Annotated in this window: 18 protein-coding genes; 6 read left to right on the top strand and 12 right to left on the bottom strand. The window is 60.0% G+C overall.

Annotated elements, in window-relative coordinates:
- The first annotated feature begins 34 nt into the window (after positions 1-34).
- Positions 35-994 carry an alpha/beta fold hydrolase gene (locus tag CAter10_RS00845; RefSeq protein WP_061531914.1) on the top strand — a complete coding sequence of 320 codons (960 nt, stop codon included), beginning with the start codon at positions 35-37 and terminating at the stop codon, positions 992-994.
- Positions 995-1,067: 73 nt separating this feature from the next.
- The gene (locus CAter10_RS00840) at positions 1,068-2,225 is read left to right on the top strand and encodes a nucleoside hydrolase (RefSeq protein WP_197467165.1); all 1,158 of its coding nucleotides are present in this window, start codon (positions 1,068-1,070) and stop codon (positions 2,223-2,225) included.
- Between the two features lie 9 nt (positions 2,226-2,234).
- Here the strand turns inward: CAter10_RS00840 and CAter10_RS00835 are convergent, their stop codons facing one another.
- The 7 genes from CAter10_RS00835 to CAter10_RS00805 all read right to left on the bottom strand — a co-directional run bounded on the left by CAter10_RS00835 (position 2,235) and on the right by CAter10_RS00805 (position 12,863).
- Positions 2,235-3,263 (bottom strand): WD40/YVTN/BNR-like repeat-containing protein, encoded by a 1,029-nt coding sequence (locus CAter10_RS00835; protein ID WP_128082948.1) that lies wholly within the window; start codon positions 3,261-3,263, stop codon positions 2,235-2,237.
- Positions 3,264-3,271: 8 nt separating this feature from the next.
- On the bottom strand, positions 3,272-5,689 hold the full coding sequence (locus CAter10_RS00830) for an efflux RND transporter permease subunit (RefSeq protein WP_061531913.1): 2,418 nt from the start codon (positions 5,687-5,689) through the stop codon (positions 3,272-3,274).
- 67 nt (positions 5,690-5,756) lie between these two features.
- Complete coding sequence (locus tag CAter10_RS00825) at positions 5,757-7,691, bottom strand: DUF1302 domain-containing protein (RefSeq protein ID WP_061531912.1); 1,935 nt, start codon at positions 7,689-7,691, stop codon at positions 5,757-5,759.
- Between the two features lie 100 nt (positions 7,692-7,791).
- Positions 7,792-9,171: a DUF1329 domain-containing protein gene (locus tag CAter10_RS00820; RefSeq protein WP_231879107.1), complete on the bottom strand. Its 1,380-nt coding sequence runs from the start codon at positions 9,169-9,171 to the stop codon at positions 7,792-7,794.
- Positions 9,172-9,236: 65 nt separating this feature from the next.
- Positions 9,237-10,454: an MFS transporter gene (locus CAter10_RS00815; RefSeq protein ID WP_061531911.1), complete on the bottom strand. Its 1,218-nt coding sequence runs from the start codon at positions 10,452-10,454 to the stop codon at positions 9,237-9,239.
- Positions 10,455-10,617: 163 nt separating this feature from the next.
- On the bottom strand, positions 10,618-11,466 hold the full coding sequence (locus CAter10_RS00810) for an SDR family NAD(P)-dependent oxidoreductase (RefSeq protein WP_061531910.1): 849 nt from the start codon (positions 11,464-11,466) through the stop codon (positions 10,618-10,620).
- Positions 11,463-12,863: a flavin-containing monooxygenase gene (locus CAter10_RS00805; protein WP_061531909.1), complete on the bottom strand. Its 1,401-nt coding sequence runs from the start codon at positions 12,861-12,863 to the stop codon at positions 11,463-11,465. Before CAter10_RS00805 ends, CAter10_RS00810 begins: the two co-directional genes overlap by 4 nt.
- A gap of 183 nt (positions 12,864-13,046) precedes the next feature.
- Between CAter10_RS00805 and CAter10_RS00800 the strand changes: the two genes are divergently transcribed.
- Positions 13,047-14,120, top strand: a complete 1,074-nt coding sequence (locus tag CAter10_RS00800) for an AraC family transcriptional regulator (protein ID WP_164840398.1) — start codon at positions 13,047-13,049, stop codon at positions 14,118-14,120.
- Positions 14,121-14,370: 250 nt separating this feature from the next.
- Here the strand turns inward: CAter10_RS00800 and CAter10_RS00795 are convergent, their stop codons facing one another.
- From CAter10_RS00795 to CAter10_RS00780, 5 genes are all read right to left on the bottom strand, one after another.
- Positions 14,371-16,644 carry a glycoside hydrolase gene (locus CAter10_RS00795; RefSeq protein WP_061531907.1) on the bottom strand — a complete coding sequence of 758 codons (2,274 nt, stop codon included), beginning with the start codon at positions 16,642-16,644 and terminating at the stop codon, positions 14,371-14,373.
- Between the two features lie 213 nt (positions 16,645-16,857).
- Positions 16,858-17,685: a prolyl oligopeptidase family serine peptidase gene (locus tag CAter10_RS00790; protein WP_061531906.1), complete on the bottom strand. Its 828-nt coding sequence runs from the start codon at positions 17,683-17,685 to the stop codon at positions 16,858-16,860.
- Positions 17,622-19,043 (bottom strand): prolyl oligopeptidase family protein, encoded by a 1,422-nt coding sequence (locus CAter10_RS00785; protein WP_061531905.1) that lies wholly within the window; start codon positions 19,041-19,043, stop codon positions 17,622-17,624. Before CAter10_RS00785 ends, CAter10_RS00790 begins: the two co-directional genes overlap by 64 nt.
- A 58-nt stretch (positions 19,044-19,101) precedes the next feature.
- Positions 19,102-19,731 carry a prolyl oligopeptidase family serine peptidase gene (locus CAter10_RS23260; RefSeq protein ID WP_236905450.1) on the bottom strand — a complete coding sequence of 210 codons (630 nt, stop codon included), beginning with the start codon at positions 19,729-19,731 and terminating at the stop codon, positions 19,102-19,104.
- Entirely contained in the window at positions 19,662-21,260 is a 1,599-nt protein-coding gene (locus CAter10_RS00780; protein ID WP_236905448.1) for a S9 family peptidase, read from the bottom strand. The genes CAter10_RS23260 and CAter10_RS00780 overlap by 70 nt, the downstream gene beginning before the upstream one ends.
- A 202-nt stretch (positions 21,261-21,462) precedes the next feature.
- On the opposite strand from CAter10_RS00780, the gene CAter10_RS00775 reads away from it, so the two are divergent.
- The 3 genes from CAter10_RS00775 to CAter10_RS00765 are packed head-to-tail and all read left to right on the top strand — an operon-like array spanning position 21,463 to position 25,480.
- Entirely contained in the window at positions 21,463-22,233 is a 771-nt protein-coding gene (locus tag CAter10_RS00775) for a GNAT family N-acetyltransferase (RefSeq protein WP_236905447.1), read from the top strand.
- Positions 22,230-23,003: a hypothetical protein gene (locus tag CAter10_RS00770; RefSeq protein ID WP_061531904.1), complete on the top strand. Its 774-nt coding sequence runs from the start codon at positions 22,230-22,232 to the stop codon at positions 23,001-23,003. The genes CAter10_RS00775 and CAter10_RS00770 overlap by 4 nt, the downstream gene beginning before the upstream one ends.
- A complete protein-coding gene (locus tag CAter10_RS00765; RefSeq protein ID WP_061531903.1) occupies positions 23,000-25,480 on the top strand; it encodes a DEAD/DEAH box helicase in 2,481 nt (826 codons plus the stop codon). The genes CAter10_RS00770 and CAter10_RS00765 overlap by 4 nt, the downstream gene beginning before the upstream one ends.

Below are 25,480 nucleotides of genomic sequence, written 5' to 3'. Positions count from 1 at the left end.
GCGTGCCGCTATCCACCGATCGCCGAGAGGGCACATGAATAACACCAGCGCAAAGAACGATCGATCACTTCAGACCAACTCGGCTTGGCGGCACATTGCGGCAAGCCTGTTTTGTGCCGTCGCAATCGGCATTGGCGCACTGGTGCCAGCCGCAGCGTCCGACTTGCCAGAGCAAAAGAGCGCCACATTGTTCGGCGCCACGATCCGCTACTACGACATCGGTAGCGGCCCGACAGTGGTGCTGGTGCATGGCCTGGGCAGCAGCGCCAAAGGCGATTGGGGGCGCGTGATGCTGCCGCTGGCGCAAAATCATCGGGTGCTGGCGCTTGATCAATTAGGATTCGGCAATTCCGACAAGCCACAGATCGATTTCGGCATCCAGACCTGGGTTGATTTCCTCGGCGAATTCCTGCGCCAGCAGCAGGTTTCCGATTTCACGCTGGTTGGTGAGTCGCTAGGCGGCTGGATCTCCGCGCAATACACGATACAGGCCTTGAACGGCATCGCGGCAGGCCCTACCCTGGCCCTGCCAAAACCGTCCAGGTTGGTACTCTCTGATTCCGCCGGCTTGTACGCAACCATGAAGCGACAGCTAGCCGCGTCGCCTCATGGCAACCAAAACATCGTCGGCGCATCGCTGGCAGGTGAAAAGAAATTGCTGGCAAGCGTGTTCCACGCGCCCTCGTATCATACCGACCAGGCCTTGCGTGACGGCCTGGCCTGGAGCCTGGCGAAAGGCGATGCATGGGCCATCCGCTCGGTGCGCAATCCCGCGCTGCTCAATGAAACTGTGGACAAGCAGTTGAGCGCCATCACCATTCCGACACTGGTGATCTGGGGCCAGCACGACGCCTTGCTACCGCTCAGCGATGGCCGCCATTTCGCTTCCGGAATAGCCGACGCCAAGCTGGAGGTGATTGCCGACAGCGGCCATGCGCCGATGATCGAAACGCCGGATGCATTCCTGGCGGCGTTGCTGCCATTTTTACGATAACCTGCATGCCGGCTACGACCACATCGACGGCTGCGGCAGGCAGGTTTTTATCCTTTTTCTTTGAAAGTAGCTTATGAAATCGAATCCATTGCGTCGCCGACTGATATCGGCGGTATTCATGCTGGGGTTGACGGTATCTGCAACATTGCCGCTACAGGCGCACGCCGAAGGCAAGCGCAAGGTGATTATCGACGACGACATCGGCGGTCCGCGCGCGGCGCAATTGATGGCCCTGCAGTCGCCGGAGGTGGAGGTATTGGGCTTGACCATCGTCAGCGGTTCGACCTGGCATGACGAAAACGTCGCACATGCGCTGCGTACGTTGGAGTTGATCGGCCGCAGCGACATTCCAGTGGTGCCCGGTTCGGTGTTCCCGTTGCTGAACACGGAAGAAACAACGCGACGCTGGGAAGCTTTGTACGGCAAGCTGGTCTATAAAGGCGCCTGGATGGACGGCAAGTGGCCGGATGGCACGATCCAGAGCCAGCCGAATTACCATGCTCATGATGTGGTGCCGCCTCTGCCAGAAGGCATGCCGCACACCAAGCCAGCCAACGAAATCGCCGCCAATTTCATGATCCGCAAGGTGCACGAATTTCCTGGCCAGGTAACCATCCTGGCAACCGGACCAATGACCAATGTGGCATTGGCCATCAGCCTCGACCCCAGCTTTGCGGCGACCGCCAAGGAAATCGTCTACATGGGCGGCAGCCTGAATCCGCACCAGGTTCTACCATCGAAATCGGCAGAACAGTTTGCGCGGGAATACATCAACACGCCACGCCTCGAATTCAACTTCCGCTGGGACCCGGAAGCCGCCAAGATTGTGCTGCGCGCGCCGTGGAAACACATCGTCATGGTGCCTGCCGATCCGTCGACCGCGACCGAGCTGAGCGCGAAGCTGCTGAGCGACATGACCAAATCAAATACACAAATGGCGCAAGTGGTAAAAAAAGTTACCGAAACCGGTTTTCCACTGTGGGATGAACTGGCTACCGCCGTATGGCTCGATCCAAGCCTGATCAGCAAGTCCGACCAGTTGTATGTCAGCATCGACACCGACTTCGGCGCCGGCTACGGCAATACTCTGTCCTGGCCCGCAGCCTACGCACCGCCTGGCCTGATCGCCAGCCCTACCACGGTGGTGCGCGAAGTGAACGTGCCGGCCTTTGAGAAATTGATGATCAGGCTGATGAACCTGCCGACGCCTGCGGTGACTGCCCAGCGATAGTTGCGTCCATCATTGCAGCGCGGCGCGCGGCAATGGCGGCAAGACGCCACCCAATGAAAACAGCGCCAGCGGCGCTGTTTCGGCGCCAGGCATCTTGACCAGCGCCGTAATCGGCGCGTCGCCGGCACCCGGCACGGCAACGAAATGGCGACCGCCATCGTTGCTGCGCAACAGAGTGCCGCCCATGCCGCCTACTACCAGTTCCCGTTCCGACAGGCTATCGGCGTCGGTCAACGATTGCGTGGTACCGGAGGCGATGGCTTGCCAACTCTTACCGTCGTCGGCGCTGCGGATGATATGGCCGCGCATGCCGACCATGACCACCGTGCTGACGCCATTCTCGGCAAATGCCGTGGCACTCCATAGCGAGCCTTTTTCACCGGTATCGATCACATCCCAATGCTTGCCGCCATCTTCCGAACGGAACACGGTGCCGGCTTCGGCCGTGATCAGCAAGGTTCCGGTATGGGTGGCGAGAATCCGGTACAGGTGGCGATCGGCAGCATCGCCGTCTGTCAATTTCACTTCACGCCATGTGACGCCACCGTCGGCAGTCCGCAACGCCATGCCAAACAGCCCGACCGCCAGGCCATTGTCGGCATCGGCAAACCAGATCGACAATATCGGCTGTTCCTGGCCATACTGCTGACGCAGCAGCCGCCAGGTGTCGCCGCCATCGACGGTTTTCAGGACCACGCCGTCATGACCTGCGGCCCAGCCGGTCTGGCGGTCAATGAAGAATACCGTGGTCAGCATGGTGCGGGTCGGCACGCTGCGCGCCTGGCGATAAGTCTTGCCATCATCGGATAGCAGGATCACGCCGTGATCGCCTACTGCGACGATCCGGTTGCCGGCGCCAGTTAGAGTCGCGGCCAGCAACGCTGTCGTGCTAGCTTGCGGACGCAGCTGCGCGGGGCGGTCGGTGGGCCAGCCGGAAGAAGCAGCACCGGCAGCAGCGCCGCTCCAAACCAGCATTGCGGCCATCAACATGGCAAACGAAGCGCGCTGCACAGAAAAAGTAATCGACAATCGCAACATGATTTTCCTCAATGAGCGGCGTAAGTGGGCATGCGCGGCAATCCGGCGCGACGCGGGAACACGGTTTCCAGCACCACGGCAAACGCCGGCAGCAAGGTGACCGCCATCACCATGTTGACCAGGAACATGAAGGTCAACAGCTTTCCCATGTCGGCCTGGAACTGCAACGGCGAGAACGACCAGGTGGCGACGCCGATCGACAGCGTCAACGCGGTGAATACGGTCGCCACGCCGGTTTCGTGCAAGCTGCGTTCAACTGCCTCGCTGATACCGATGCCGGCCCCCAGATGCAGTTGCAGGCGGTTATAGATATAGAAGGCGTAATCGACACCAATGCCGGTGGCCAGCACCATCACCGGCAACGTCGCCACGGTGAGGCCGATATTCAGGTCTTTCATGAACCAGTAGCCGAGCCAGGTGGCAACCGTCAGTGGCAGGCAGCAGGCCAGCATCGCGCGCCAGTCGCGGTAGGCCAGCAGCACCAGCAGCAGGATGGCGGCATACACATACAGCATCATCGGCAGTTCGCTGCGTTCCAGCACTTCATTGGTGGCGGCCTGGACGCCGGCATTGCCGCTCGCCAGGCGGATATTCACACCTGCCAGTTGATTCTCGCGACGGAACTGTTCAACTGCCGCCACCACGCCTTTGATGGTAGTGGCCTTGTGATCGCCGAGATACAGGTTGACGCCTTGAGCGCGGCAATCCGATGAGGAAAAGCCGTGCAACTGGTTGTTGGCGCTGCCGAATTGCGAACCGAGGCCGCGCGCGTCGCGGGTGATGGTAGCCATCTTCGGGTTGCCTTCGTTGAGGCCGGCATTGACGCCCTTTAGCACATCAGCCACCGAACGTACTGATAGCACACCTGGCACGCTGCTCATCTGCTGCGCGAAATCGTCCATGAAGAGCTGGGCGTCTGGGCGCGCGCAGGCATCCAGCTTGGCGCTAGGCGCCACTTCGAACACTACAGTCAGCCAATCCAGGCCGACGTCGAAACGTGCTGTAATATCGGCGGCATCGCGATTGAAGCGCGCCTCAGGACGCAATTCGGCGGCCCCGGCCTGTAGGCTTCCGACATGGCGCCCCTGGCTCTGCCACACCGCCACGCCGAACAGCAATGCGCCAAACGTCACCACGATCCAGGCATTACGCGGCCGCGCCACCAGCGCCAGGCCACTGAGCCAGCGATTGTGTTGTTCGCGGCGGCCTATCGCGCGTTGCGCATATTGCTGCGAGAAATTGAAATACGAGGCGGCCAGCGGCAACATCACCAGGTTAGTGACAATCTTGTAGCCGACACCGATTGAGGCGGCGATCGCCAGCTCGCGGATCATCGGAATCGGAATCAGGGTCAGCGTGATGAAGCTGATAAAGGCGGTCACCAGCGCCAGCGTACCCGGTATCAACAGGCCGGTGAAACTGTGGCGCGCCGCCAGTTCGGTGCTCTTGCCGTCGGCAATTTCACGCACGATGAAATTGATCTGCTGCACGCCATGCGAGACGCCGATCGCAAACACCAGGAACGGCACCAGGATCGCCAGCGGATCGAGACCGAAGCCCAGCAGCCGCAATGTGCCGAACTGCCAGACCAGCGAACTGAGCGAGCACACCAGCGGCAGCAAGGTCAGGCGCAGCGAGCGGCAATACCAGTAGACCGCGGCCGCGGTCAGCAGCAAGGCGATGCCGAAGAACTCCATGACCCGACTGGCTTCTTCGCCGATATCGCCGATGGCCTTGGCGAAGCCGATGATCTGGATCTCGACATCGGCATTTTCAAACTGCTTGCGCACCTTGTCTTCCAGCAGCTGGTTGAAGACGCGGTAATCGAGCGGCTGCCCGGTTTGCGGATCGCTGTCCTGCAATTCCGCCAGCACCATGGCGCTGGTCTGGTCGCGCGAGACCAGGTTGCCGAGATAGCCGCCAGCGGCCACACGGCCGCGGATGTCGGCGATCACCTGTGGATTGAGTTTGTCCGGAATGATGTCGCCGCCGGTGATCGGCAGCGCCTTGAAGCCTTCTTCGGTGATTTCCGTGAAAAACACATTCGGCGTCCATAAGGACATGACGCTGCTGCGATCGACGCCCTGCAGATAATTCACCGCTTCGGTCACACCCAGCAACTGGCGCAGCACCGGCGGATTCCAGATGTCGCCGTGGCGGGCATGCACCACCACGATCAGGCGGTTGGCGCCGAACAACGCTTCCCGATACTGGTTGAAGGTCTTGATATATTCGTGCTGCTGCGGCAAGGTTTTTTCAAATCCTGCCGACATGCGCAAGCCCAGCGCCAGCACGCCCATGCACACTGTAAACACGGCGAAGGTCAGCAGCACCGCCAGGCGCCGTCTGAACAATATCGCTTCCAATGCGGCCACCAGCCGTGTCAGCCGCCCTTCCCTGGCGCGATGTTGAGTTGTACCGCTCATGCCTGAATCCAATCAATGATCTTGGTAGATGAGTGCACCCGTTTGCCGATGCCAACGTCGGCGCCCATCAGAACGAGGTGGTGAAACTGAAGGTGGCGAAGTCGCGGTCACGGCTCAGGTTGGACTGGCCGCCGCCATAGTTGTGGGTATAGTCGACCCGCATCTTGGTCGCCGGCTTGGTCTTGAAATCCACGGTCAGGCCCACCACCACAGCGCCCGCCCCCTGGATGAATCCGGGTAAGGCGCTGGCGGACACGCCCGAGACGCCATATGACACCGACAGATCCGGCGCGTAGGAGGCTTGGCCGCCGAACGCTGCCGGATAATTGACGCCAATCTGCGCCACCAGGCCGCTGGAAAGCTTTGTCGGCGGCCGATAATCGGAGGTGACCGAATACGGAATGCCTTGATTGAGGTCGACGTCGGGATAATAGGCTGCTGCCAGTTCTGAGGTAAAGGAACCCTCTGTGGCGCCCAGCGCCCGCAGCAAACCGCCAAAGCTGCCGCCCGGCGTAAAGATATTCAGTGCGGTCAGGTGGAACTGATATTTCTTCTGATCGATCGCACCGCGACAGACATAGCCGGTTGGCCGGTAATTAGCGGGATTGAGGTCGGCATTGCAGTAATACGGGTTGGCCGGATTGGCGACGATGGTCGGATCGATGGGAATGCTTTCCTTCGGCCGGAACGACAACTCCGTACCAAACGCCCAGTCGCCGGCGCGGGTGTTGTAGGAAACGCCAAACAGATTGCGGTCTTCAGCGTAATCCAGGTAGATATCCTGCCAGCCGAACGGATTGGCGGTGGTGCCCTGGTTGACGCGGATACTGGCAAACGGAATCTTGTCGTGATAACGCACGTAGTAGAAAGCCAGTTCGTCGCCGCTATCGGGAAAGGTATAGCGTGTCGACAGCCCGAACTGCCCGCTGTTCCTGGGATTGTGGTCGATACCGCGCGGAATCACGCTGCCGCTGTGGACCAGCGGGCCATACAATGGATTGAGGTTTGGATCGGCCAGTTCGCCCGCAGTCAGTTGACGGTTGAATGGCAAGCCCGTACTCGGATTGATGCCGATGATGCGGGTTCCGGTATCGCCGACCGTACCTGGCGGCGCTGACGGCAGGCCCAGTGGACCAGTCACCGAATTGACCAGCGAAGTCGGCAAGAATGCGCCGGTGGAGCCGCGACCGACGATGTCGCTGGTCGAGAAGAAAGTACCGACCGGATCGAATTCGTAACCGTTCCAGCGCGTCTGGTAATAACCTTCCACGCTCAAACCTTTTGCTACCTCGGCGTTGAGCGAGAGGATCGGCGCCGGGCGAAATATTTCCTTCAACTGCACGCCCGGACTATGCGCACGCCGCACATCGATGGCATTGATCGAATTGATCCCGCCGGGAATGAAAATATCCTCGCCCCAGCTGATCACCTGATTACCAACCCGCACCCGCACCGGATGCTGGTCGATTTCGAACTCCTTGTTGACGTAAGCATCCAGCAAGCGGATGTCATGCACCGCATGGCTGCGTGCGTCTGGTTCCAGATCTGCGTAGCTGGTGTGGTCTGCGGCAAAATCGTAAGACCAGGCGGCGCGCATCAGGCCGCTCCAGCCGTCCGGCGCTTTCAGGTAGAGGTCGTGCACGCCGCGCACGGCGGCCGAGAATACCTGTCCGCTTTTATAATTGAGGTTGCCGTTGTCCTGGTTGAGTCGCGTCAGATCGTAGGACTGATTGAAATTCACCGGATCGCGACGCGCCAATTCAACCTGGCCGCTGCTCGCGCATCCGCCGTTGTCTTGGCCGATGAAAGTACAGTTTGGGCTCGACGTGCGCACTCCGACGCCGAAGGATATGGATGAATCGAAGCTGCCCCGAAGGCCGTTACCAAGATCGAACTGTTCTGCCCTGGCCGAATGACTGATTACCGTCGACGTGCCCAATGCCAACGCCACCACCATGCCCGGCCTGAAACTTGGCCGCGTGTTTCTCCCCATCTTCTTCATTCCTGTCTCTCCCCGGCTACGAATGAACTGCGCGATTTTTATTAATGGGCGGCGCCCCGGCAATCACCGGCAATGCCCGCCGCCACCGTGTATGCGTCAATCAGCGGCTAGCGAAGCGGCGCAAGCCATCCGGTTCGAACATCGATTCCTTGACGCGTCCGTCGCGCCCGGCTAGCCAGTCCGATTGCTTTTGTCCAGCCGGAATCCGTTCGGCGATATAGCGGCCCAGCGACAGGTCATGGCTGGCGTATGCTTCTTGCACACATGCCGGCAGTTCGGTGGCCATCACCACACCGCTTTCCATCACACGCTGCACCTTGCCCTGGCCGTCGTACAGGTCCTGCACCAGGATTTGCCAGGAATCTTCATCCAGATAGAAAGTACGTTTCGGGAAGGTATGACGCGCGCCCTGTTTGACGGTTGCCTCAATTTCCCAGACACGGTGGGTTTCGTAGCGGGTCAGGTCGCGATTGAGGAAGGTCGGCTGCACCACATCGGCGATCTTGTTTTCCACCGAGTTGACCTTGTTCCAGTTGTAAGGAACGATCATTTCCTTCTTGCCGACCAGCTTATAGTCGTAGCGGTCGAGCGGACCGTTGTACATCGTGTACTGGTCGATGGTTTCGAGGTTTTCATCATTCAGGATCGGCGCGTCGTAGGAATAGGTCGGTGCGCGGCGGACCCGGCGCTGGCTGGCGAAGTACAGCCAGATATCATTCGGCTTGCCGATATACCCGTGCGACAGGGTGACGTCGCCGGCGAACTGGGCGGGTGCGATGTAAGGGCTCAGGTAAAGGGACTCGACGCCCTTGGCGCCGGCAATGGTGTTATTTTTTGGATCCGACAGCGGAAACAGGATGTAGTCCTCCTGGATCAACGGTTCGCCGATACCGCTGCCGCCCTTAGGCGGAACTACCGTCGCGTAGGCCCAGGTCAAACCTTCGCCCTGGTAGCGCATCTTGAAATTCCACATTGCCTCGACGCCGTTGGCCGGCATCGGGAACGGATAGCCGGCGGTCTTGGCTTCTGCCAGTTCGTAGCCATTGGCCGCAATCTTGGCAAAGCCGACATTGGCCTTGCTGCGTTCGTACACTACCTCCGGATAACCGCAGGAACGGTGGGTCGGATACACATCCATCCGATAACCCTTGATGCTCTTGATCAGTTGCACCTGGCCGGGCGATAACCGCGCTGCATATTTATCGACATTGGCAGCATTGATGGTCAGCAGCGGCTTGTCGCTGGCGTATGGATTGGGGCGCGGCTGCCCGGCTTTGTATCCCGCCGCCGTAACATCGCCGCCGCTCCAGGCCGGGATGGTGCCATCTTTGTTACCTGCCTTTTCGGCACCGATCGGCGTCAGTTCGGCACCCAGTTTGGCTGCCTGCTGGGCCGATGCCGGCGCCGCCAGCTGGCCGCAGCCCCAGGCCACGGCCAACAACAACACCAGGGCTTTCGGCTGGATTGGATGAATTTTCATTTTTATATCTCCTCGCAGGTCAAATCACAACAGATGGGAAAATCTGGATTACTTCTGTATCGGGATCAGGTTCGGGCCGTGCCTGGCCGGGAAAAGGCAATGGCTACCAAAGGCACGCCAAGTAACACCGCTGCCGCCAGCACCATGCCGAAATGTTCGACACCAAGCGCAGTTAACAGCCAGCCCGCCAGCGTGGTGCCGAATGCCACGCCGACCAGCGTCACTACCACCGTGCGCGACACCAGCGAACCGTCTTCGTCGATCTCGGACAACAGGCCGGTCAGGAATGGCGTCAGCGCATAAAAGCCGACGTTGAGCAGGAATTGGCTGCTGAAGTAGGCGGCGCCGTTGCGGGTTGAGAAAAACCACAGCAGCGACACAATCATCAGCAGTTGGGCAGCACAGATGATCGGCATGCGATGTCGATGGCTGCCGCGCCAAGAAGACGCGATGCAGCCGACAAACCCGAGGAAGGAAGAGAGTGACAGCAGGATGCCGATGGTCGATGTCGCCAGCCCGGCATGCTGGCCGACCAGTTCAGTGACGGCCCACTGCCCGGCCTGCACACCGTAGATCAAGATCGTGAAAAGCCAGACGGCGCCGACGCGCAGCCAGGGCAGACCGGCCGCAGACGCGGCCTGGCGTGGTGCATGGACAATATCGCGGCCGGCGTGCAACAACAGCGGCGCAGCAATCGCAATCAAGGCGGCCAACGCCAGGAACAGCCATTGCGCTGCCCAACGTTCCGGTAAATACGAAATGCCGATCAGCAGCGCGCCGTTGACCAGGCCAGCGAACAGGATGATCGCACCCCAGATCCGCTCGGCTGACGGCTGGTTGGCGACCCGCGCCGCCACCAGCATGAACAGCATGCCTTCGAACACGCCGGCCAGGCCGCGCGCAATCCCGACCGCCTGGGCGCCGGCCAACAGTGCGCTGGCAACCTGGCAGGTAATCGCGCCGAGCGTGCCGATCCAGGCAAAGCGCAACGCAAAGCGCGCCGCCAGATGCGGCAACAGCATGCAACTGAGCGCCATGCCGAGCATTTCAAAGCCGGTCATCATGGTTGCCTGGCCTTCGTCCAGGCCGAAGCGCAGCATCAGGGTGGAGACAATGAACGGCGTCAGGATAGTGCCGTTGATGGCGACCGCATACACCACGCCCAGCCGCAGCAATGCGCGCGGACTTGGCGCCGTCATGGCGGCAGCCGGCGCTGCCGAAGCAGGCGCGGTGGAATCGAGCGTGGTCACAGTGGCCGTGGCCGGCGCTGCGCTTGAAGCCATATCTCATCTCCCTCAGGCGGGGTTGTTATGTTTGTACAGCGGGATCAGGGGTCCTGCCCGGCGGCCGTCCGTCTACTGCGGAATCCGGCCGCCTTGGTGTTGCGTTTATTTCTAATGCCTATTTCTAATGCTTCTATCTAATGCCTCTGTCGGCCAGGCGCAACTACCAACGCACCACTTGGCCGGTCAGGCCGCGCTCCTCAAGATAGCGCTTGCGCCCGGCCTGGCCTTTCTTTTCAAACCAGTTGATGATTTTGCCGATCTGATTCGGGAACAGCATGGCCAGCCGCACCATCATTGCATCGGACACTTTCGGATAACGCTCGAAGCGTGGCTCCAGCAACATGCGCAACATCTCGTCAGCCACATGTGCCGGGCTTTGCGGCGGGTCGATGAAGTTCAAGGCGCTACCGCCGGTCAGTGCTTCATGCCGCAACTGCGCGGTGTCAACCGAGGACGGCAGGATGCCGCCGACCTTGATTCCCTTCTTTGCAAAATCGACCGCGATCGACAGCGTCGCGCCGCGCAAACCAAACTTGCTGGCACTGTACAACGGACTCTCCGGCATCGGCAAGACACCGCCCAGCGAAATCGTATTGATGATGCGTGGATCGGGCGCCAGCTTGAGCAATGGCACCATGATGCGCGCCAACAACAGCGGTGTGATCAGATTGATATGCAGGTCACCTTCGATATGATCGAGTGTGTATTCGTCAAAGCGATCGGTGCGTACCACTGCGGCATTGTTGAGCAGGATGTCGAGATGACCGAATTCCTTTTCGACGGTGGCGTGGATCTGTTCCAGCAACGGCCGCTGGCACAGGTCGCCAGCGATCAGCAGCGGCGCCTGCTGCAGGCCTGCAGCAAGTTCGGCCAGGCCATCCTGGTTCAGGTCGCACAGCACCAGCCGCAGACCGGCAGCGTCCAGGCGCTTGGCGATCTCGCGGCCGATGCCGCCGGCGGCGCCGGTCAGCAAGGCGACCCGGCCGGCGAATTCCGGGCCGAGCTTCATGCCGCCTCCTTCAGCGGATCATTGCGGGTCGACGGGATTGCCGCCACTTGCGGCTTGAGCAGTGGCAGGTAATCACCATCGCGCAAAGCCGGCCAGCCGATGCGCTTGTGCAGCTTCTTCAGGTAGCGCTTGAGCGCATGCACTTCCAGGTAAACCGTATGTCGCTGCGACTTGATGAACTTGATGCCACCCGACAGATCGGGATCGTCATGCGCAATCAGTTCGTCGAAAGTGCGCACTCGCTCAACTCCTGCGGACTGCTCGCGCAGATAGCTGGCGATCAGGTGCGCTTGCGCATCGAACAATTTGAAGGCGCTGGAATTGGTTTCGATGTAGCCGATCCCAAACAGGTTGCGATGCACCCGGTTGAACACCGACAAATACATCTGCGGTCGTCCGCCCTGCCATTCAAAATAGCGGCCGGCATACGGCGCACTCCATTTGTAGCCGGTGGCGTACAGCACCAGGTCCAGTTTCTCGCGGCTGCCATCCTTGAACACCACCTCGTCGCCGTCATAACGCTCGACGTCCGGGCGTACCGCGATATTGCCGTGCTGCAGATGATGCAGCAATTGCGTATTCATCAACGGATGACTTTCAAACAACTTGTGATCCGGCTTCTGCAGGCCATAGCGGGTCAGGTCGCCGGTGATCATGCGCAGGATCACGCTGAATACTGGACGCTCCACCCACATTGGTAATTGCGGCCCCTTTTCGGCAAACTCGTCGGCTGGCACGCCGAACAAGTGTTTGGGAATAAAGTAGTAGCCGCGGCGCATGCTGATGAAGGCGGCATCGGCGTAGGTGGCCGCATCGCAGGAGATGTCAGCACCGGAGTTACCCGCGCCGACCACCATTACGCGCTTGCCCTTGAATTCCTCGCCGCGCTTGTAGCTCACGGAGTGGCGGATTTCGCCGTTGAAATGGCCCTTGATTTCCGGCAGGCTGGGATCCCAGTTGCAGCCGGTGGCGCAGATGACCGCCCGGTAATGACGCTGTTCGCCGTTCTCCAGCGTGACTTGCCAGCGGCCGTCCGGTAACTTGTCAATCGCCTTTACCGACACGCCGAAACGGATGTTGTCATACAAACCAAAGGCCCGGGCAAACGACCTGACGTAGTCGACAATCTGCTGATTGGTCGGGTAATCGGGATAATCTTTCGGCATCGGAAAATCGGCGTAGCCGGACAAATCGCGCGACGAAATGAAATGCGCCGATTCGTACATCGGGCTGCCTGGATTATTGATATCCCAGATGCCGCCGACATCGCTGTGACGCTCGAACTGCTCGTAGCTGATGCCCTGGCGCTTGAGGGCGCGGGCGGCGCTCAAGCCGCCGGGGCCGCCGCCGATAATGCAAACTGCTGCGTTGCTGCTCAAAACGGATGAAGCACTCATTGGCAATCTCCTGAACACAAGCCGGACCTGTTTGAATTTTTTTGCGTGCCCCCAATGTATCGAAGTCCGCGGCGCCAAGTGAGGGCCTAAACGGACGGCGGGAGGGTCTTTAACGGACAAAATATTGTCCGCTGTATGTATCTGGACTAGACAGAAAATTATCTTGCCGACACAATGGAACACATGAAATCGACCACAAAGCCGGCCTCGAAGCCCGCTGCAAAACCGACCGCCGCCAAACCGGAACGTCTCGATCCGCGCTATTCGACGGCGTCGATCAATCCGCTGACGCCGCGTTACCTGTCCGTCGTGGCGCATGAGCGCGGCTACGACACCGCATCGCTGTGCCGCGGCCTCGGCTTCACGGCGGAAGACCTGAACCAGCCCAACTTCAAGATTTCCTATCGCCAGGGCAGCATGATGATCCGGCGCGGCCAGAAACTGATCGGCGACACCGGCCTCGGGCTGGCAGTCGGCAGCCGCCAGACGCTGGTTTCCTGGGGACTGGTCGGCTTTGGCATGATGACTTGCGCGACGCTGGGCGAGGCCAGCGAAATGGGCATCCATTATCAGAAAGGCGCCGGTTCGCTGATCCATATCGCCATGGAGTTGCGCGGCCAGCAGGTGGCGATCCTGGCCGATCCGCAGTTCTATGATCCGGATATCGAGATGTTCCTGATCGAGGAAGCATTCTCCAGCATGGTCAATATCGTGCGCCACCTGGTCGGCCCGCAATTCACGCCGACAGCAATTGAACTGGTGTACCAGCCGCCGCCGCATGCCGCCATCTATGACACGATTTTCCGCTGTCCGGTACGCTTCGGCTGCTCGCGCAACCGCCTGATTACCGACGTCAACTGGATGAATTACCCGCTGCCGACCTACGATCCGCTGGTAGCCAAGACGGCCATTAAATTGATCGAAGAGAATCTCACGGTAGAGCAGGAGAAAGTCGACCTTTCCACCACCATCGAGCGCGCGATCCGCGACAACCTGAAGGATTTGCCGTCGCTGCAAAGCATCGCCGCCACCCTCAACATCGGCGAACGAACGCTGCGGCGACGCCTCAACGACGCTGGTTTTTCATATCAAGGCTTGCTGGAATCGGTGCGCAAATCGCGTGCACTGGAACTGCTGTCGCATTCGAAATTTTCCGTGGCGGATGTCGCCGCCGAGACCGGGTTCAAGGACGTGCGGAATTTCCGCCGCGCGTTCAAGCGCTGGACCGGCGTGGCGCCGACTGAAATCAGGGAATAGGAATGAAAAGCGCCAATGCTGTACCAGATTTGGTACGCAGCATTGGCCGGGAACCAAGGTGTCATGTCGCAATACCGTTCAATTAAGTGCAATTGCAAGGAAAGCTCCCACACCAGCTCCGTCATCCCCGCGAACGCGGGGATCCAAATTACTGAGCAAAACCATGAAAATGGATTCCCGCGTTCGCGGGAATGACGAGGGCGAGAGACAGCGATCATCTGCACTAACCGGCATTACAGGTAATACCACTCTATTTTTTATCAGCCGCATATATCGATGTACTACCGTCATTGAAACGCGCCGTCATGCTGTATGGCTTGAAGCGTCGGCCTTCAGCCTGACGTTCGCTATCAGAGAAATTCACCACCAGCGTGGTGCCATCGGCAAAACTGGTTTCCTGCAGCATCTTGTCTGTCGACAGCCAGCGAAATCCAGTCAACGCCTGGGTCGCCAAGCGTTGATGTAGCGGCCGGAAGAACGCATCCTGCCGCTGCATCAGCGGCAATCTGGCTTTGAATGTCGCGCTACTTAGGTGAAACAGCGGCGGCACGTTGTAGAGCAATTGCGCCAGTTCGTTTTCCATGCGGACATTGTTCAATTTCAAGCTATCGAACAGCCAGTGATGCGTGGTGATGACCGAATCGTGGAATACCGCCTGGTATAGCGGCAGACGCGCCGCCGGATCGAAGTCGACTTTGCGGTACAGCTCTTTCAATGGCACGGCCTTGAACATGACTTCCGGTTCTTCCGGCGGATAATACTTGCCGAGATAATACGGCGATGTTTTATCTTTCTGCATGTCCTTGTCGCCCCAGCCGATTACCGGGGTCTGCATGCCGTGCGCAAAGAAAATTCCCTGCGAGGTGGTGGCATTGCCATCCTCCGAACCCGTCGGCATTTGCCGGTCTTGCGAAATCCAGCGCGAACTGTCGACATTGGCGATGGCGTTTTGCGCCATGCTCATTGGCGCCGCTTTTCTATAATCGTCGAACACCATGCCCGTTGCGTAGGCATCCAGGAACCAGCTGTTGAAGCCGGTTTTTTCCTGCAACGCACGTACCCTTGCCTCTAACAGCGGGCGCATGCACAGTGGATTGGTGTAATGACCGGACTGGTTGAAGCCGGATTTGAACGTACCGTCCTGCTGCACGATGGCGCAATCGCGATAGGCCTTTTCGCCGAGATGGGCGGTGGCCCAATCGGGATTATCGCCGCGCGGCAAGGCTGTTTCATAGGAGTCGTATGGCGCCACCATATAGCCCGCCTTGACGCCGGCGGCGATCGCTTCGGGATGCCACAGGCCGCCCTCCCAACCTTCGCCGAGACCGATCCAGAGACGCGGCAAGCCGGCAGCCTGCAATTGCGACATGGTGTTGACGGAAACGCCGTCGCCCCAGCCGGCAGGATCTTTACTCAACGCGGCGGAAAATGTCCGCGCCACCTGCGCACGCAATTCGCCGTAGCGATTTGCCAGCAGCCCGACATCGGGTTCATCTACCTGCCATGCCGCGCGCGCAAGGGCGTTGATGGCGCCGTTGAAAGCGCGGATGATGACTTTTTGCTGATACCTGTCCGGTTTGGCGCTTGCCTGCGCCAGGACGGATTTGCTCTCCCGATCAAATGTGCGGCGCAAATCTTGGGCCAGCCCATCCTTGCCGCGCAACGCCGTCAGGAAGACCGGCCAGTCGCGGATATCCTTGGCGGCGATCAGGCCGCTGCCCCACAGATAGATGTGCGATGCGCCGATCAGCTTGGCGGCATCCGGTGTTTTGGCGATCTTGTCGGCCAGCGATTCAAAGCGACCGGTTTCTTTCAACCACGCGCGATAGCGTTTGGCGCCGGCCAGCGGATCGGCCTCGCCCAGATGCAGAATCAATGTCATCGGCGTGTCGGCCGACAGCGTTGTGAAGGTATGGCTGACCTTGAGCGCCACACCATCACCGTTCTTGTCTGCACTGAAATCGAGCTGGTTATTGAATGGATTGGTCAGCAGCCAGTTCAGCGTGAACTTGCCGTGATCCAATCCCCACAACGGCAAGCTGAGGTCCTGTGTAGCGTTGATCCGCTCCATGTGTTGCAGTATGAAGTCGTTCCAGACCTTGTTGTCGCGCGCAACGTAGCGACCTTCCGTGAGCGGCAGGATCAAACCACGGCCGATGGCTTGCCCGGGCTGGCGGATAAGTGCGAGCTGGCCTGTTCCCTTCGCGCGTATCGTCAGGGCCAGATCGCGCTCAGTGAGTTTTGCCTCGATCGCGTAGCCATTATCAGCACGCTCATCCCAGCGCCAGCTCGCCTCGTCGACGGCAACATGGAGGGAAGATACCTTGTGTGCATCAACTCCGTTGGATACGGCAACTTCCGGTCCGTCTGCCGGCGTAACCCTGATCGCCAACGTCGCCGGATCGAGTGCGACACGCCAGAATGGATTCTGTAAAACTGCGTTGGCATGCGCCGCCGCAGGCAAGACGCCGGCCACAACCATGCTGAAATATAGGCGGCAAGTAAGACGATGATATTTTTTCATGGGACTCCAAGATGTCATTACCGAGTCTATCGATTAATAAACAGGCAATTTTCTTGGACGTCCCACCATTTGGATTGGTTCGATTGAGCTGGCCATGATGAAAGCACTTAGGGCATTCCTTAGAGGGCCATACACCATTACTACAGCATCCACGCTATTTCAAACGATCTTTCCTTGATCGCATCGTTGCGGATGAATGCCCGACGGCAGCGCTCAGCTACCGTTCTGTTTGGCTTTCCCCATCTGCCATAACAGGAAGCTGTAGATATCCGCGGACAGCGCATAACGCTGGGTAGCGGTACTGCCTATGCCGTGGCCGGCCTGCATGTCGAGCCGCAGCAGGATCGGTTTGCCGCTGCTGGTGGCCGCTTGCAGACGGGCCGCGGTCTTGGCGCTGTGCCAGACATCGACGCGCGGATCGTTCATGCCGTGCACCAGCATGACAGCCGGATAGGCGGTGTTGTCCTTGATATTGTGGTAAGTGCTCATTTCCAACAAGGCCGGGAATTCCGCCGGGTTGCGGGCGCTGCCGAATTCGGAAATATTGGTGATGCCATTGGCACTGTCTTCGGCGCGCACGGTGTCCATGATGCCGACATTGAAAATGGCGGCCGCAAACAATTCCGGCGCCGTAGTCACGGTGCGGCCGACGAAGATGCCGCCGGCGCTGGTGCCCATCACGCCCAATGTTTTCGGCGTAGCGTAGCCTTCAGCGATCAGGTACTTGGCGCAAGCGACGCCATCTTTCCAGGTATTCGGCTTGGTGGCCTTGAAGCCGGCGCGGTACCAGTCATCGCCGTAGACGCCGCTGCCGCGCACATTGGCGTAAGCCAGCACGCCGCCGCGTTCGATCCAGGCCATGCTGGCGGGAGAAAAGTAAGCGGTTTGCGAAAAGCCATAGGCGGCATAACCGTCCAGCAACGTCGGATTGCTGCCGTCGCGCTTCAGGCCTTTCTTGTACAGCAGCGTCATCGGGATCATGGCGCCATCGTAGCTCGGCACCTTGACGTCGACCACTTCCACTTCCGGCAGGCTAGGCATGGCGGATTGACGCGCAGGCCGGGATCGCTGGAGACCTTACCTTTCAACAGCAGAGTGCGCGGCAACTCGGTCCAGCCGTTCAGGGTGTACAGCACATCACTGTAGGCATGGGCAGGATCGTTCTGCAAGCTGGCGGCGCCCTTGAACGGCGCCGGAATGCTTTGTCCCTTGGTGTCGCCAGCCGCATAGCGACGCAGCACGATCGACGTGCCTTCGCGTATTTCGGCGATCAAGGCGTCGCGCGTCAGCGCAAATTTCTCTAGCACCGCATCGGCCGGTGCGGCGGCGACTTCGCGCGCCAGTTTCAATTCGGGATGGCGCAGATCCAGCTTCAACACACGATTGCGTGGCGCCCCGGCATGGGTCAGCAGGTAAAGATCATTGCCCTTGAGGTCAACGTCAGTGATCTTGTCGTCGAAGCTGGAGATTTTCTTCCACGCTACCGTCGGCTTGTTGAGATCGGCAATATCGGCGACGAACAGATTACCTTCAGGCAGGGTGGTGTCGGTAGTGCGCGCAATCATCCAGCGGCTACCCGGATTGAAGATGATGGCGCCGACATCGAGACGGGCCAGACCCAGATCGGTGGTGACGGTCGGGCCAAACACCGGCTTGGCTTGCGCTTCCGCATCGCCGACTTTCAGCCACATGACCTTGCTATCGAGGTAGGTCTCGGAATCGGCATCGCCCGGCTGTAGCGTCTTGAGCTGGTTGTAGGTCAGCGATTTGCTGTCCGGCAGCCAGCCGATCAAGGCTTCGTGCACACGCGGAATCGGCTGGCCGACCGTTTTGCCGCTTTGCACATCGAGGATGTACAGCGATGCATCTTCCGAACCGCCGGCGGACACGCCGTAGGCAACATGCTTGCCGTCCCAGGCCGGCACGAAATAGTTGATCGCATGCGGCACACCGGTGCGCTTGGCTTCCAGTTCAGGATCGACCAGCACCCGCTCCGCGCCTTGCAGGCCATCGCGCGTCATCAGCTTGAATTGCTTCTCGCCACGGCCGCGCTTCAGGTAGTAGATGTGATCGCCGGCCATGCGCGTAATCCCGCGGATATCGTCGCCGGTAGCGGCCGAAATCTCGGCAATGCGTTGTTCAAGCTCGCCGCGCAGGGCAATGCGGTCAAGCTCCTTGCGCGCGCTGTCGCCCTGCTCTTTCAGCCAGGCCTGGACCTTGGGATCTTTGACATTTTCGAAATAGCGGTATGGGTCTTTTACCGTGACGCCATGCAAGACATCGCTGACATCCTGCACCGGGGCGACGGTGACGGCGTGCGCGGAACTGGCTGCAGCTGTGACTAAGGCAGCGGCGATCAACAGCGAGGGAAGTTTGAATCGGCGGTTATGCAATGACATGAATAATCAATCCTGCGTAAGTTAATAAAAGTAGAGCTTTCTTCTTGTAAAAAAATGCCTATTTCTTGCCGGATGGGGTAATGCCCCATTGCGACAACATCCACGCCATCTCGAAGGATCTCTCCTTGATGGCGTCATAACGTCCCGAGGCGCCGCCGTGGCCGGCGCCCATGTTTACTTTCAGCAGCAGGGTGTTGTGATCAGTCTTCATCGCGCGCAATTTTGCGACATACTTGGCCGGCTCCCAGTACATGACCTGGCTGTCGTTCAGGCCGGTGGTGACCAGCATGGCCGGGTAAGCCTTGCGCTCGATGTTGTCATACGGCGAGTAGCTGCGCATGTAGTCGTAGGCCGCCTTTTCATTGGGATTGCCCCACTCCAGGTATTCGCCTGTGGTCAGCGGCAGGCTGGCGTCCATCATGGTGTTCATGACGTCGACAAACGGCACTGCCGCGTGCACCGCATGGAACAGGTCGGGACGCATATTGGTGACCGCGCCCATCAGCAGGCCGCCGGCACTGCCGCCTTCGATGATCAAACGTTTGGGGCTGGTCCAGCCTTGCTGGATCAGGTACTCGGCGCTATCGATGAAATCGTTGAAGGTATTCTTCTTGTTCATCAGCATGCCATCGTCATGCCAATGTTCACCCATGTCGTTGCCGCCGCGGATATGTGCTTCGGCAAACACCACGCCGCGATCAAGCAGACTGACTCTGCTGTTGGAGAACGTGGCTTCGGCCGGAATGCCGTAGGAGCCGTAGGCGTACAGCAGCAAGGCGCCGAGCCATCCAGTTTGATCCCCTTTTTGGCGACGGTCCACAGAGGTACCTTGACGCCGTCACGCGCCGTTGCCCACAAGCGTTTGGCTTCATACAGTGATGGATCGTAGCCAGGCACTTCCTGTTGCTTCAGCACTTCGCGCTTGCCGCTCGCCATGTCGACATCGAACACTGTCGGCGGTGTCACCGGCGACTGATACATCAGGCGGTATTTGGTCGACGTGAATTCAGGCGTGCCGCCGGCGTGCGAGGTGTACACCGGCTCATCGAACTGCACGGTCTTCCAGCTGTGATCGGCGAAGTTGTAGATACGCGAACGCTCCTGGGCATCGGCCTTTTCGCTGACCACCAGGAAATCGCGGAACAGTTCGAAATGTTCCAGCAACACTTTGGGGTCATGCGGAATCACTTCCTGCCAATGCGCTTCATCCGGCGTCGCCAGCGGCGCCCGCACCAGGCGGAAATTCTTGGCGTCCTTGTTGGTCAGGATGAACAGTTCGCCGTTGCGATGATCAACGCCATAACGGTGGCCGGTGGTGCGTCCCAACACCGAACGGAAGCTGCCTTGCGGCTGGTCGGCCGGCAGCAGGCTGACTTCAGTGGTATCTGTGCTTTGGGCGTCGAGTTCGATGAACTGGCGGTCGCTGCTGTTGCCGACACCGATATTGAACTGCTCCACCGCTTCGCGATACACCTCGACAGGCTGGCTGCCGAGCTTGAGACGGAGCAGCAAATCGGAGCGCTTTGTGGTCGCATCTTCCTGCACCACGAACAGCGTCTGGCTATCCGCCGCCCATGCCAGCGACGTGACGCGCTCGACCGAATCGGCCAGCAACTGTCCGCTGCTCAAATCCTTGATGTGCAATTGATATTGGCGATAGCCGGTGGTGTCGGTGGAATACGCCAGGTAGCGGTCATCTGGACTGACCGAAAAACTCTCGACCTCAAAAAACTCCTTGCCGTGCGCCAGCTGGTTTTCATCCAGCAGGATTTCCTCCTTGGCCTTGGCGTCATAGCTGAAATCCGCAGCGGCATGGCGCCGGCAAATGATCGGATACTGCTGGCCGGCTTCGGTGCGGCTGTAGTAATAGAAATTGCCGCGCCGGGTCGGCACCGACAAATCGGTTTCCTTCATGCGCCCCTTCATTTCACCGTACAAGGTCTTGGAGAGCGGCGCCAGGTTCTTGGTCATGGCCTGGCTATAGGCGTTCTCTGCCTTCAGGTAGGCGATCACTTTCGGATTGGTTTTCTCGCGCAGCCAATGATAGTCGTCAGTAACAACCTCTCCATGGCGGGTTTCCTGCCATGGTTGTTTGGCGGCGACCGGCGGGGTTGGAGTGGATGCGGCTAGGGTAGTGGTAGAGGTCATCAGGGCCAGGGAAAGAGCGCCGAAGGTACGGGCGGGTTGATGAAGAAATAACTGGTAAAGAAAAGACATATAGTACAGATCCTTCTGCGAATAGAGGCCTGTCCGGGCCCGGGATTCCCGCGCGGTTTATGTGAACTGTGCGCTGCATATTTAATTGCAACTCTGTTGCAAAACGCTAAGTTACCCGCAATCCAGGGAAAAGACAATGGGCAGGCCGCGCCAAAGCGGCGGGCCGAGTAGAATATCTTTCCGCCACCGACCACAAAAAATCATGACCACGCCAGTGCCCGCGCTCAATTTCGATCTTGATCTCGTCACGTCCCTCGAAGAGCGCGCCTTCAACGCATGGCCGGCGCAAAAATCGGCGTTGTGCGGCGGCTGGCTGCTGCGCCTGTCCGAGGGCTATACCAAGCGCGCCAATTCCGCCAATGCCTTGCGGCCAACCGCGGCATTCGCGGAAACGCTGCGTATTGCGGAAGACTTTTATGCGCGGCACGGCTTGCCGACGATATTTCGCTTGTCGCCGCTGGCAAGTCCGGAATCAGATCACCAACTGGAACAGGCCGGATATCGCAAGATCGATCGTTCTCTGGTCATGACTGCCGCGCTGCCGCAGCAAACCCAAAGCACGCCCGATGTTGAAATCCTGGCGGCGCCAAATCACGCATGGAGCACCGGCTTTGCCGAGGCGAATCGTGTGCCCGAGGCGGCACGAGCGGCCCACGACCGCATGCTCGCTGCCATCACAATGCCTGCTGCATTCGCTACCCTGAGCGACAATGGCGCGCCAATCGCCTACGGGCTGGCGGTAGCAGAAAACGGCGCGGTCGGCCTGTTCGATATTGTCGTTGCGCCCGCAGCGCGGCGGCGCGGTGCGGCGGCCCGGCTGGTCGGCGCGCTGCTGGCTTGGGCAAGACACAAGGAGCAAGCAGTGCATACTTGCAAGTCCAAGCCGACAACCAGGCCGCCCTCGGACTGTATCGAAAGCTCGGATTCGAACAACAATATGAATACCATTACCGCGTACGCGCATAGAACATGAATCTCCAAACTCCAAACGCCGCAGCCGAAGCAGCCGTCATCCTGGCAGAGCGCCGTCGATCAGGCGTACAGGGCGCGCGCCTGCCGCTACCGTTGCGGCCGCAGGATGCCGAGACCGCGTTGGCGATACAAGCTGCAGTCAGTGCGCAACTGGGCGAACGCATCGGCGGCTGGAAGTGCGGTTTGCCGGTCGAAGGACAACCAGTGGCGGCGCCGATTTATGCCAATACCATTCACAACAGTAGTCCGTGCACCGCCTGGGTGCGTGACGGCCAGGTGCGGGTCGAACCGGAACTCGCATTCGTATTGGCGCACGACCTGCCGACGCGCAGCGCGCCTTACACCAAGGCCGAGATCGATGCGGCCATCGGCAGCACACATCTGGCGCTGGAGCTGATCGATAGCCGCTACAGCGCTCCCGACGATGCCGGCTTCATCGAAAACCTGTCAGACGGCTTGCTCAACCAAGGCTTGTATCTCGGTCCGCAAGTCGATACAGAAAGGGCGCGCGCTGCAAACACGCTGCTAATCAGCGTCGACGAAGGCGTAACAAAACAGCGGCAGCTACAGGGCCGCCATCCGAATGGCGAGCCACGCGCGCCGCTGTACTGGCTGGCTGAATTCTTGCGTACAAGCGGACAAGGCTTGCAGGCCGGACAAATCGTCATCACCGGTTCGTATGCCGGCAGCTTCGGCTTGCCGCTGGCTCGCGATATCTCGATCCGGTATGGCGATATGGGCGTTCTGCGTGCGCATTTCCTGCCGAAATGAGTGCTGCGGCAGCATCCCCCGGCCGCTTCCGGCCACGCCTGACACTGCAAACCCTTAGCCGTGGCGACGGCCTTCTCGGCATGCGCCCGTCCGGTCCATTTGGCCCCCGCGGGCCAACTGTAACTGTGGTGCAAATCAGCTGGACCTATGTCGCCGACGATGGCCTGCGCTGGGAATGCGCGGCCCCAACCACACTCCTGAACCGCCGTCCGGCATCTTCGCAAACGGTTGACACTGGCGACGGCCGGCGTCTGCTGCTGCGCGACCTCGGCGCCGAAGCCGATGCACTCGACCTGGTGTGGGAGCTCGGCTTGCATCCGCTGCCAGCCGATACGCTGCAATGGCGCAACGACGATGCAGTGCAAGCAGCGGCACATCTCGATTCGCTGTGGACCTTGGTGCAGGAAGATTTCTTCGGCGATTTCTGGGCCGATCAGTTGCCCGCTCTGCAGGCAAAGGGCTGGGCCATCGTGGTCCGACCCGGCTTCGCGCACGAGAGCGTGCCGGTCGATGCCTGGCACTTGATCGTCAATCCGCAGACCGGTGAGCTGCTGGGCAAAGAAGTCGCCACCCGCATGCGCGGCCGCGAACAGGCCGTGACGGCGCTCGGTCTACCGGCTGGCGAAGGTTCCTGGCTACTCACGCTCGGCATCGAAATCGACGGCGAAATGCTGGACCTGGTACCGCTGCTGGCGCACCTTTTGCAACGCGATGCGCGCTGGCTCGACGCCAAGAAACTTGCCTTGATCGACGACCACGACCTGATCCTGTTGCGCGCGCCCGGCGGCAAGCGAATTGAAGCGCAAGCGGCGCCGCTCAAGGCCATCGTCGGCAGCATGCTGGAATTGCTGAGCGATCCGCAGAGGCCTGAAGGTCCGCTGCAACTGTCGGCATGGGACGCATATCGGCTTGAGGCGATGCGCCAAAGCCTGCTGGACACACAGGCCGCACGTGCCGGCGCACATGGCGGTTGGCAACTGCAGGGCGATACCGGTTTACGCGCATTGGCGCAGCGCCTGAAAGGCGCCGGCACGCCGCAGCCAGTGCTTGCACCGGCCGGCCTCGGCGTCACCTTGCGCCCCTATCAATTGCACGGCGTGGCCTGGCTGCAGTACCTGCGCGAACATCACCTGGCCGGCATCCTGGCGGACGACATGGGTCTGGGAAAAACCGCGCAGGCGCTGGCGCATCTGCTGATCGAACAACAGGCCGGCCGGCTCGACCTGCCGGCGCTGGTGGTGCTGCCGACCTCGCTGATCTTCAACTGGCAAGCCGAGGCAAAACGCATGGCGCCCAGCCTGCGGGTGCTGGCCCTGCAAGGCCCGGAGCGACATCGCGATTTCGCCCGCATGGCGGAATACGACCTTATCCTCACCACTTATCCGCTGCTATGGCGCGACCGCTCGGCGCTGGAGGCACAAGCTTTCCACATGCTGATCCTGGACGAAGCACAAACTGTCAAGAACGCCGGCGCGCGCAGTGCCGGTGCGGTGCGACGCCTGCGTGCACGGCACCGGCTCTGCATCACCGGCACACCGTTGGAAAATCACTTGGGCGAGTTGTGGACCCAATTCGATTTCCTGATGCCCGGCTTCCTCGGCGACATGCGCACTTTCAGCCGGCTGTGGCGCAAGCCGATCGAGATCGGCGGCCAGACCTTGCGCGCGCAATTGCTGGCGCAGCGAGTCAGGCCGTTCATCCTGCGCCGGCGCAAGGACGAAGTGGCGAGCGAACTGCCGCCGCGCACTGAAGCCGTCAAGCTGGTGCAACTGCGAGGACATCAGCGCGACCTGTACGAAAGCGTGCGCGTGGCGGCCGATGAACAGGTACGCGGCGTGCTCAAGCGCAAAGGCTTCAGCGGTGGTCAGATTACAATCCTCGATGCGCTGCTCAAGTTGCGGCAAGTATGCTGCGATCCGTTCCTGCTGAAAAACATGCAGCATGCGGACGGCATGGAACGCGCAAAACTGGAATTGCTGCGCGACATGCTGCCGGCGCTGGTAGCTGAGGGCCGGCGCATCCTGGTGTTTTCGCAGTTCACCGAAATGTTGGACCTGATCGCACTCGAACTGGCTGTATTGCAATTGCCCTGGCTGGCCCTTACCGGCAAAACGCCACCGTCCCAACGCGGCGCCCTGGTAGCGCAATTCCAGGCCAAGGCCGTGCCGCTGCTCTTAATCAGCCTCAAGGCCGGCGGCGTCGGCCTCAACCTGACCGCCGCCGACACCGTGATCCACATCGATCCGTGGTGGAACCCTGCCGTGCAGGAACAAGCCACCGCCCGCGCTCATCGCATCGGCCAGGATCAAACCGTGTTCGTCTACAAGATCGTGGTCGAAGGCAGCATCGAAGAACGCATCATCGAACTGCAAGCGCGCAAAGCGGCACTAGCCGAAGGCGTACTGGGCAGCGATGCGGCGCTGGCGACCAAGTTCAGCGCCGAGGATCTGCAACTGTTGCTGGCGCCGCTGGCCTAG

The sequence above is a fragment of the Collimonas arenae genome (assembly GCF_001584165.1).
Lineage (GTDB): Bacteria > Pseudomonadota > Gammaproteobacteria > Burkholderiales > Burkholderiaceae_D > Collimonas > Collimonas arenae.
Note: the sequence above shows the minus strand (reverse complement) of the source record. Positions and strands in the feature narration are given on the sequence as shown.

Bases quoted from the DNA above. Each gene is read 5' to 3' on its own strand.
- CAter10_RS00845 (WP_061531914.1), top strand. From the start codon at position 35: ATGAATAACACCAGCGCAAAGAACGATCGATCACTTCAGACCAACTCG.
- CAter10_RS00840 (WP_197467165.1), top strand. From the start codon at position 1,068: ATGAAATCGAATCCATTGCGTCGCCGACTGATATCGGCGGTATTCATG.
- CAter10_RS00835 (WP_128082948.1), bottom strand. From the start codon at position 3,263: ATGTTGCGATTGTCGATTACTTTTTCTGTGCAGCGCGCTTCGTTTGCC.
- CAter10_RS00830 (WP_061531913.1), bottom strand. From the start codon at position 5,689: ATGAGCGGTACAACTCAACATCGCGCCAGGGAAGGGCGGCTGACACGG.
- CAter10_RS00825 (WP_061531912.1), bottom strand. From the start codon at position 7,691: ATGAAGAAGATGGGGAGAAACACGCGGCCAAGTTTCAGGCCGGGCATG.
- CAter10_RS00820 (WP_231879107.1), bottom strand. From the start codon at position 9,171: ATGAAAATTCATCCAATCCAGCCGAAAGCCCTGGTGTTGTTGTTGGCC.
- CAter10_RS00815 (WP_061531911.1), bottom strand. From the start codon at position 10,454: ATGGCTTCAAGCGCAGCGCCGGCCACGGCCACTGTGACCACGCTCGAT.
- CAter10_RS00810 (WP_061531910.1), bottom strand. From the start codon at position 11,466: ATGAAGCTCGGCCCGGAATTCGCCGGCCGGGTCGCCTTGCTGACCGGC.
- CAter10_RS00805 (WP_061531909.1), bottom strand. From the start codon at position 12,863: ATGAGTGCTTCATCCGTTTTGAGCAGCAACGCAGCAGTTTGCATTATC.
- CAter10_RS00800 (WP_164840398.1), top strand. From the start codon at position 13,047: ATGAAATCGACCACAAAGCCGGCCTCGAAGCCCGCTGCAAAACCGACC.
- CAter10_RS00795 (WP_061531907.1), bottom strand. From the start codon at position 16,644: ATGAAAAAATATCATCGTCTTACTTGCCGCCTATATTTCAGCATGGTT.
- CAter10_RS00790 (WP_061531906.1), bottom strand. From the start codon at position 17,685: ATGCCTAGCCTGCCGGAAGTGGAAGTGGTCGACGTCAAGGTGCCGAGC.
- CAter10_RS00785 (WP_061531905.1), bottom strand. From the start codon at position 19,043: ATGTCATTGCATAACCGCCGATTCAAACTTCCCTCGCTGTTGATCGCC.
- CAter10_RS00780 (WP_236905448.1), bottom strand. From the start codon at position 21,260: ATGTCTTTTCTTTACCAGTTATTTCTTCATCAACCCGCCCGTACCTTC.
- CAter10_RS00775 (WP_236905447.1), top strand. From the start codon at position 21,463: ATGACCACGCCAGTGCCCGCGCTCAATTTCGATCTTGATCTCGTCACG.
- CAter10_RS00770 (WP_061531904.1), top strand. From the start codon at position 22,230: ATGAATCTCCAAACTCCAAACGCCGCAGCCGAAGCAGCCGTCATCCTG.
- CAter10_RS00765 (WP_061531903.1), top strand. From the start codon at position 23,000: ATGAGTGCTGCGGCAGCATCCCCCGGCCGCTTCCGGCCACGCCTGACA.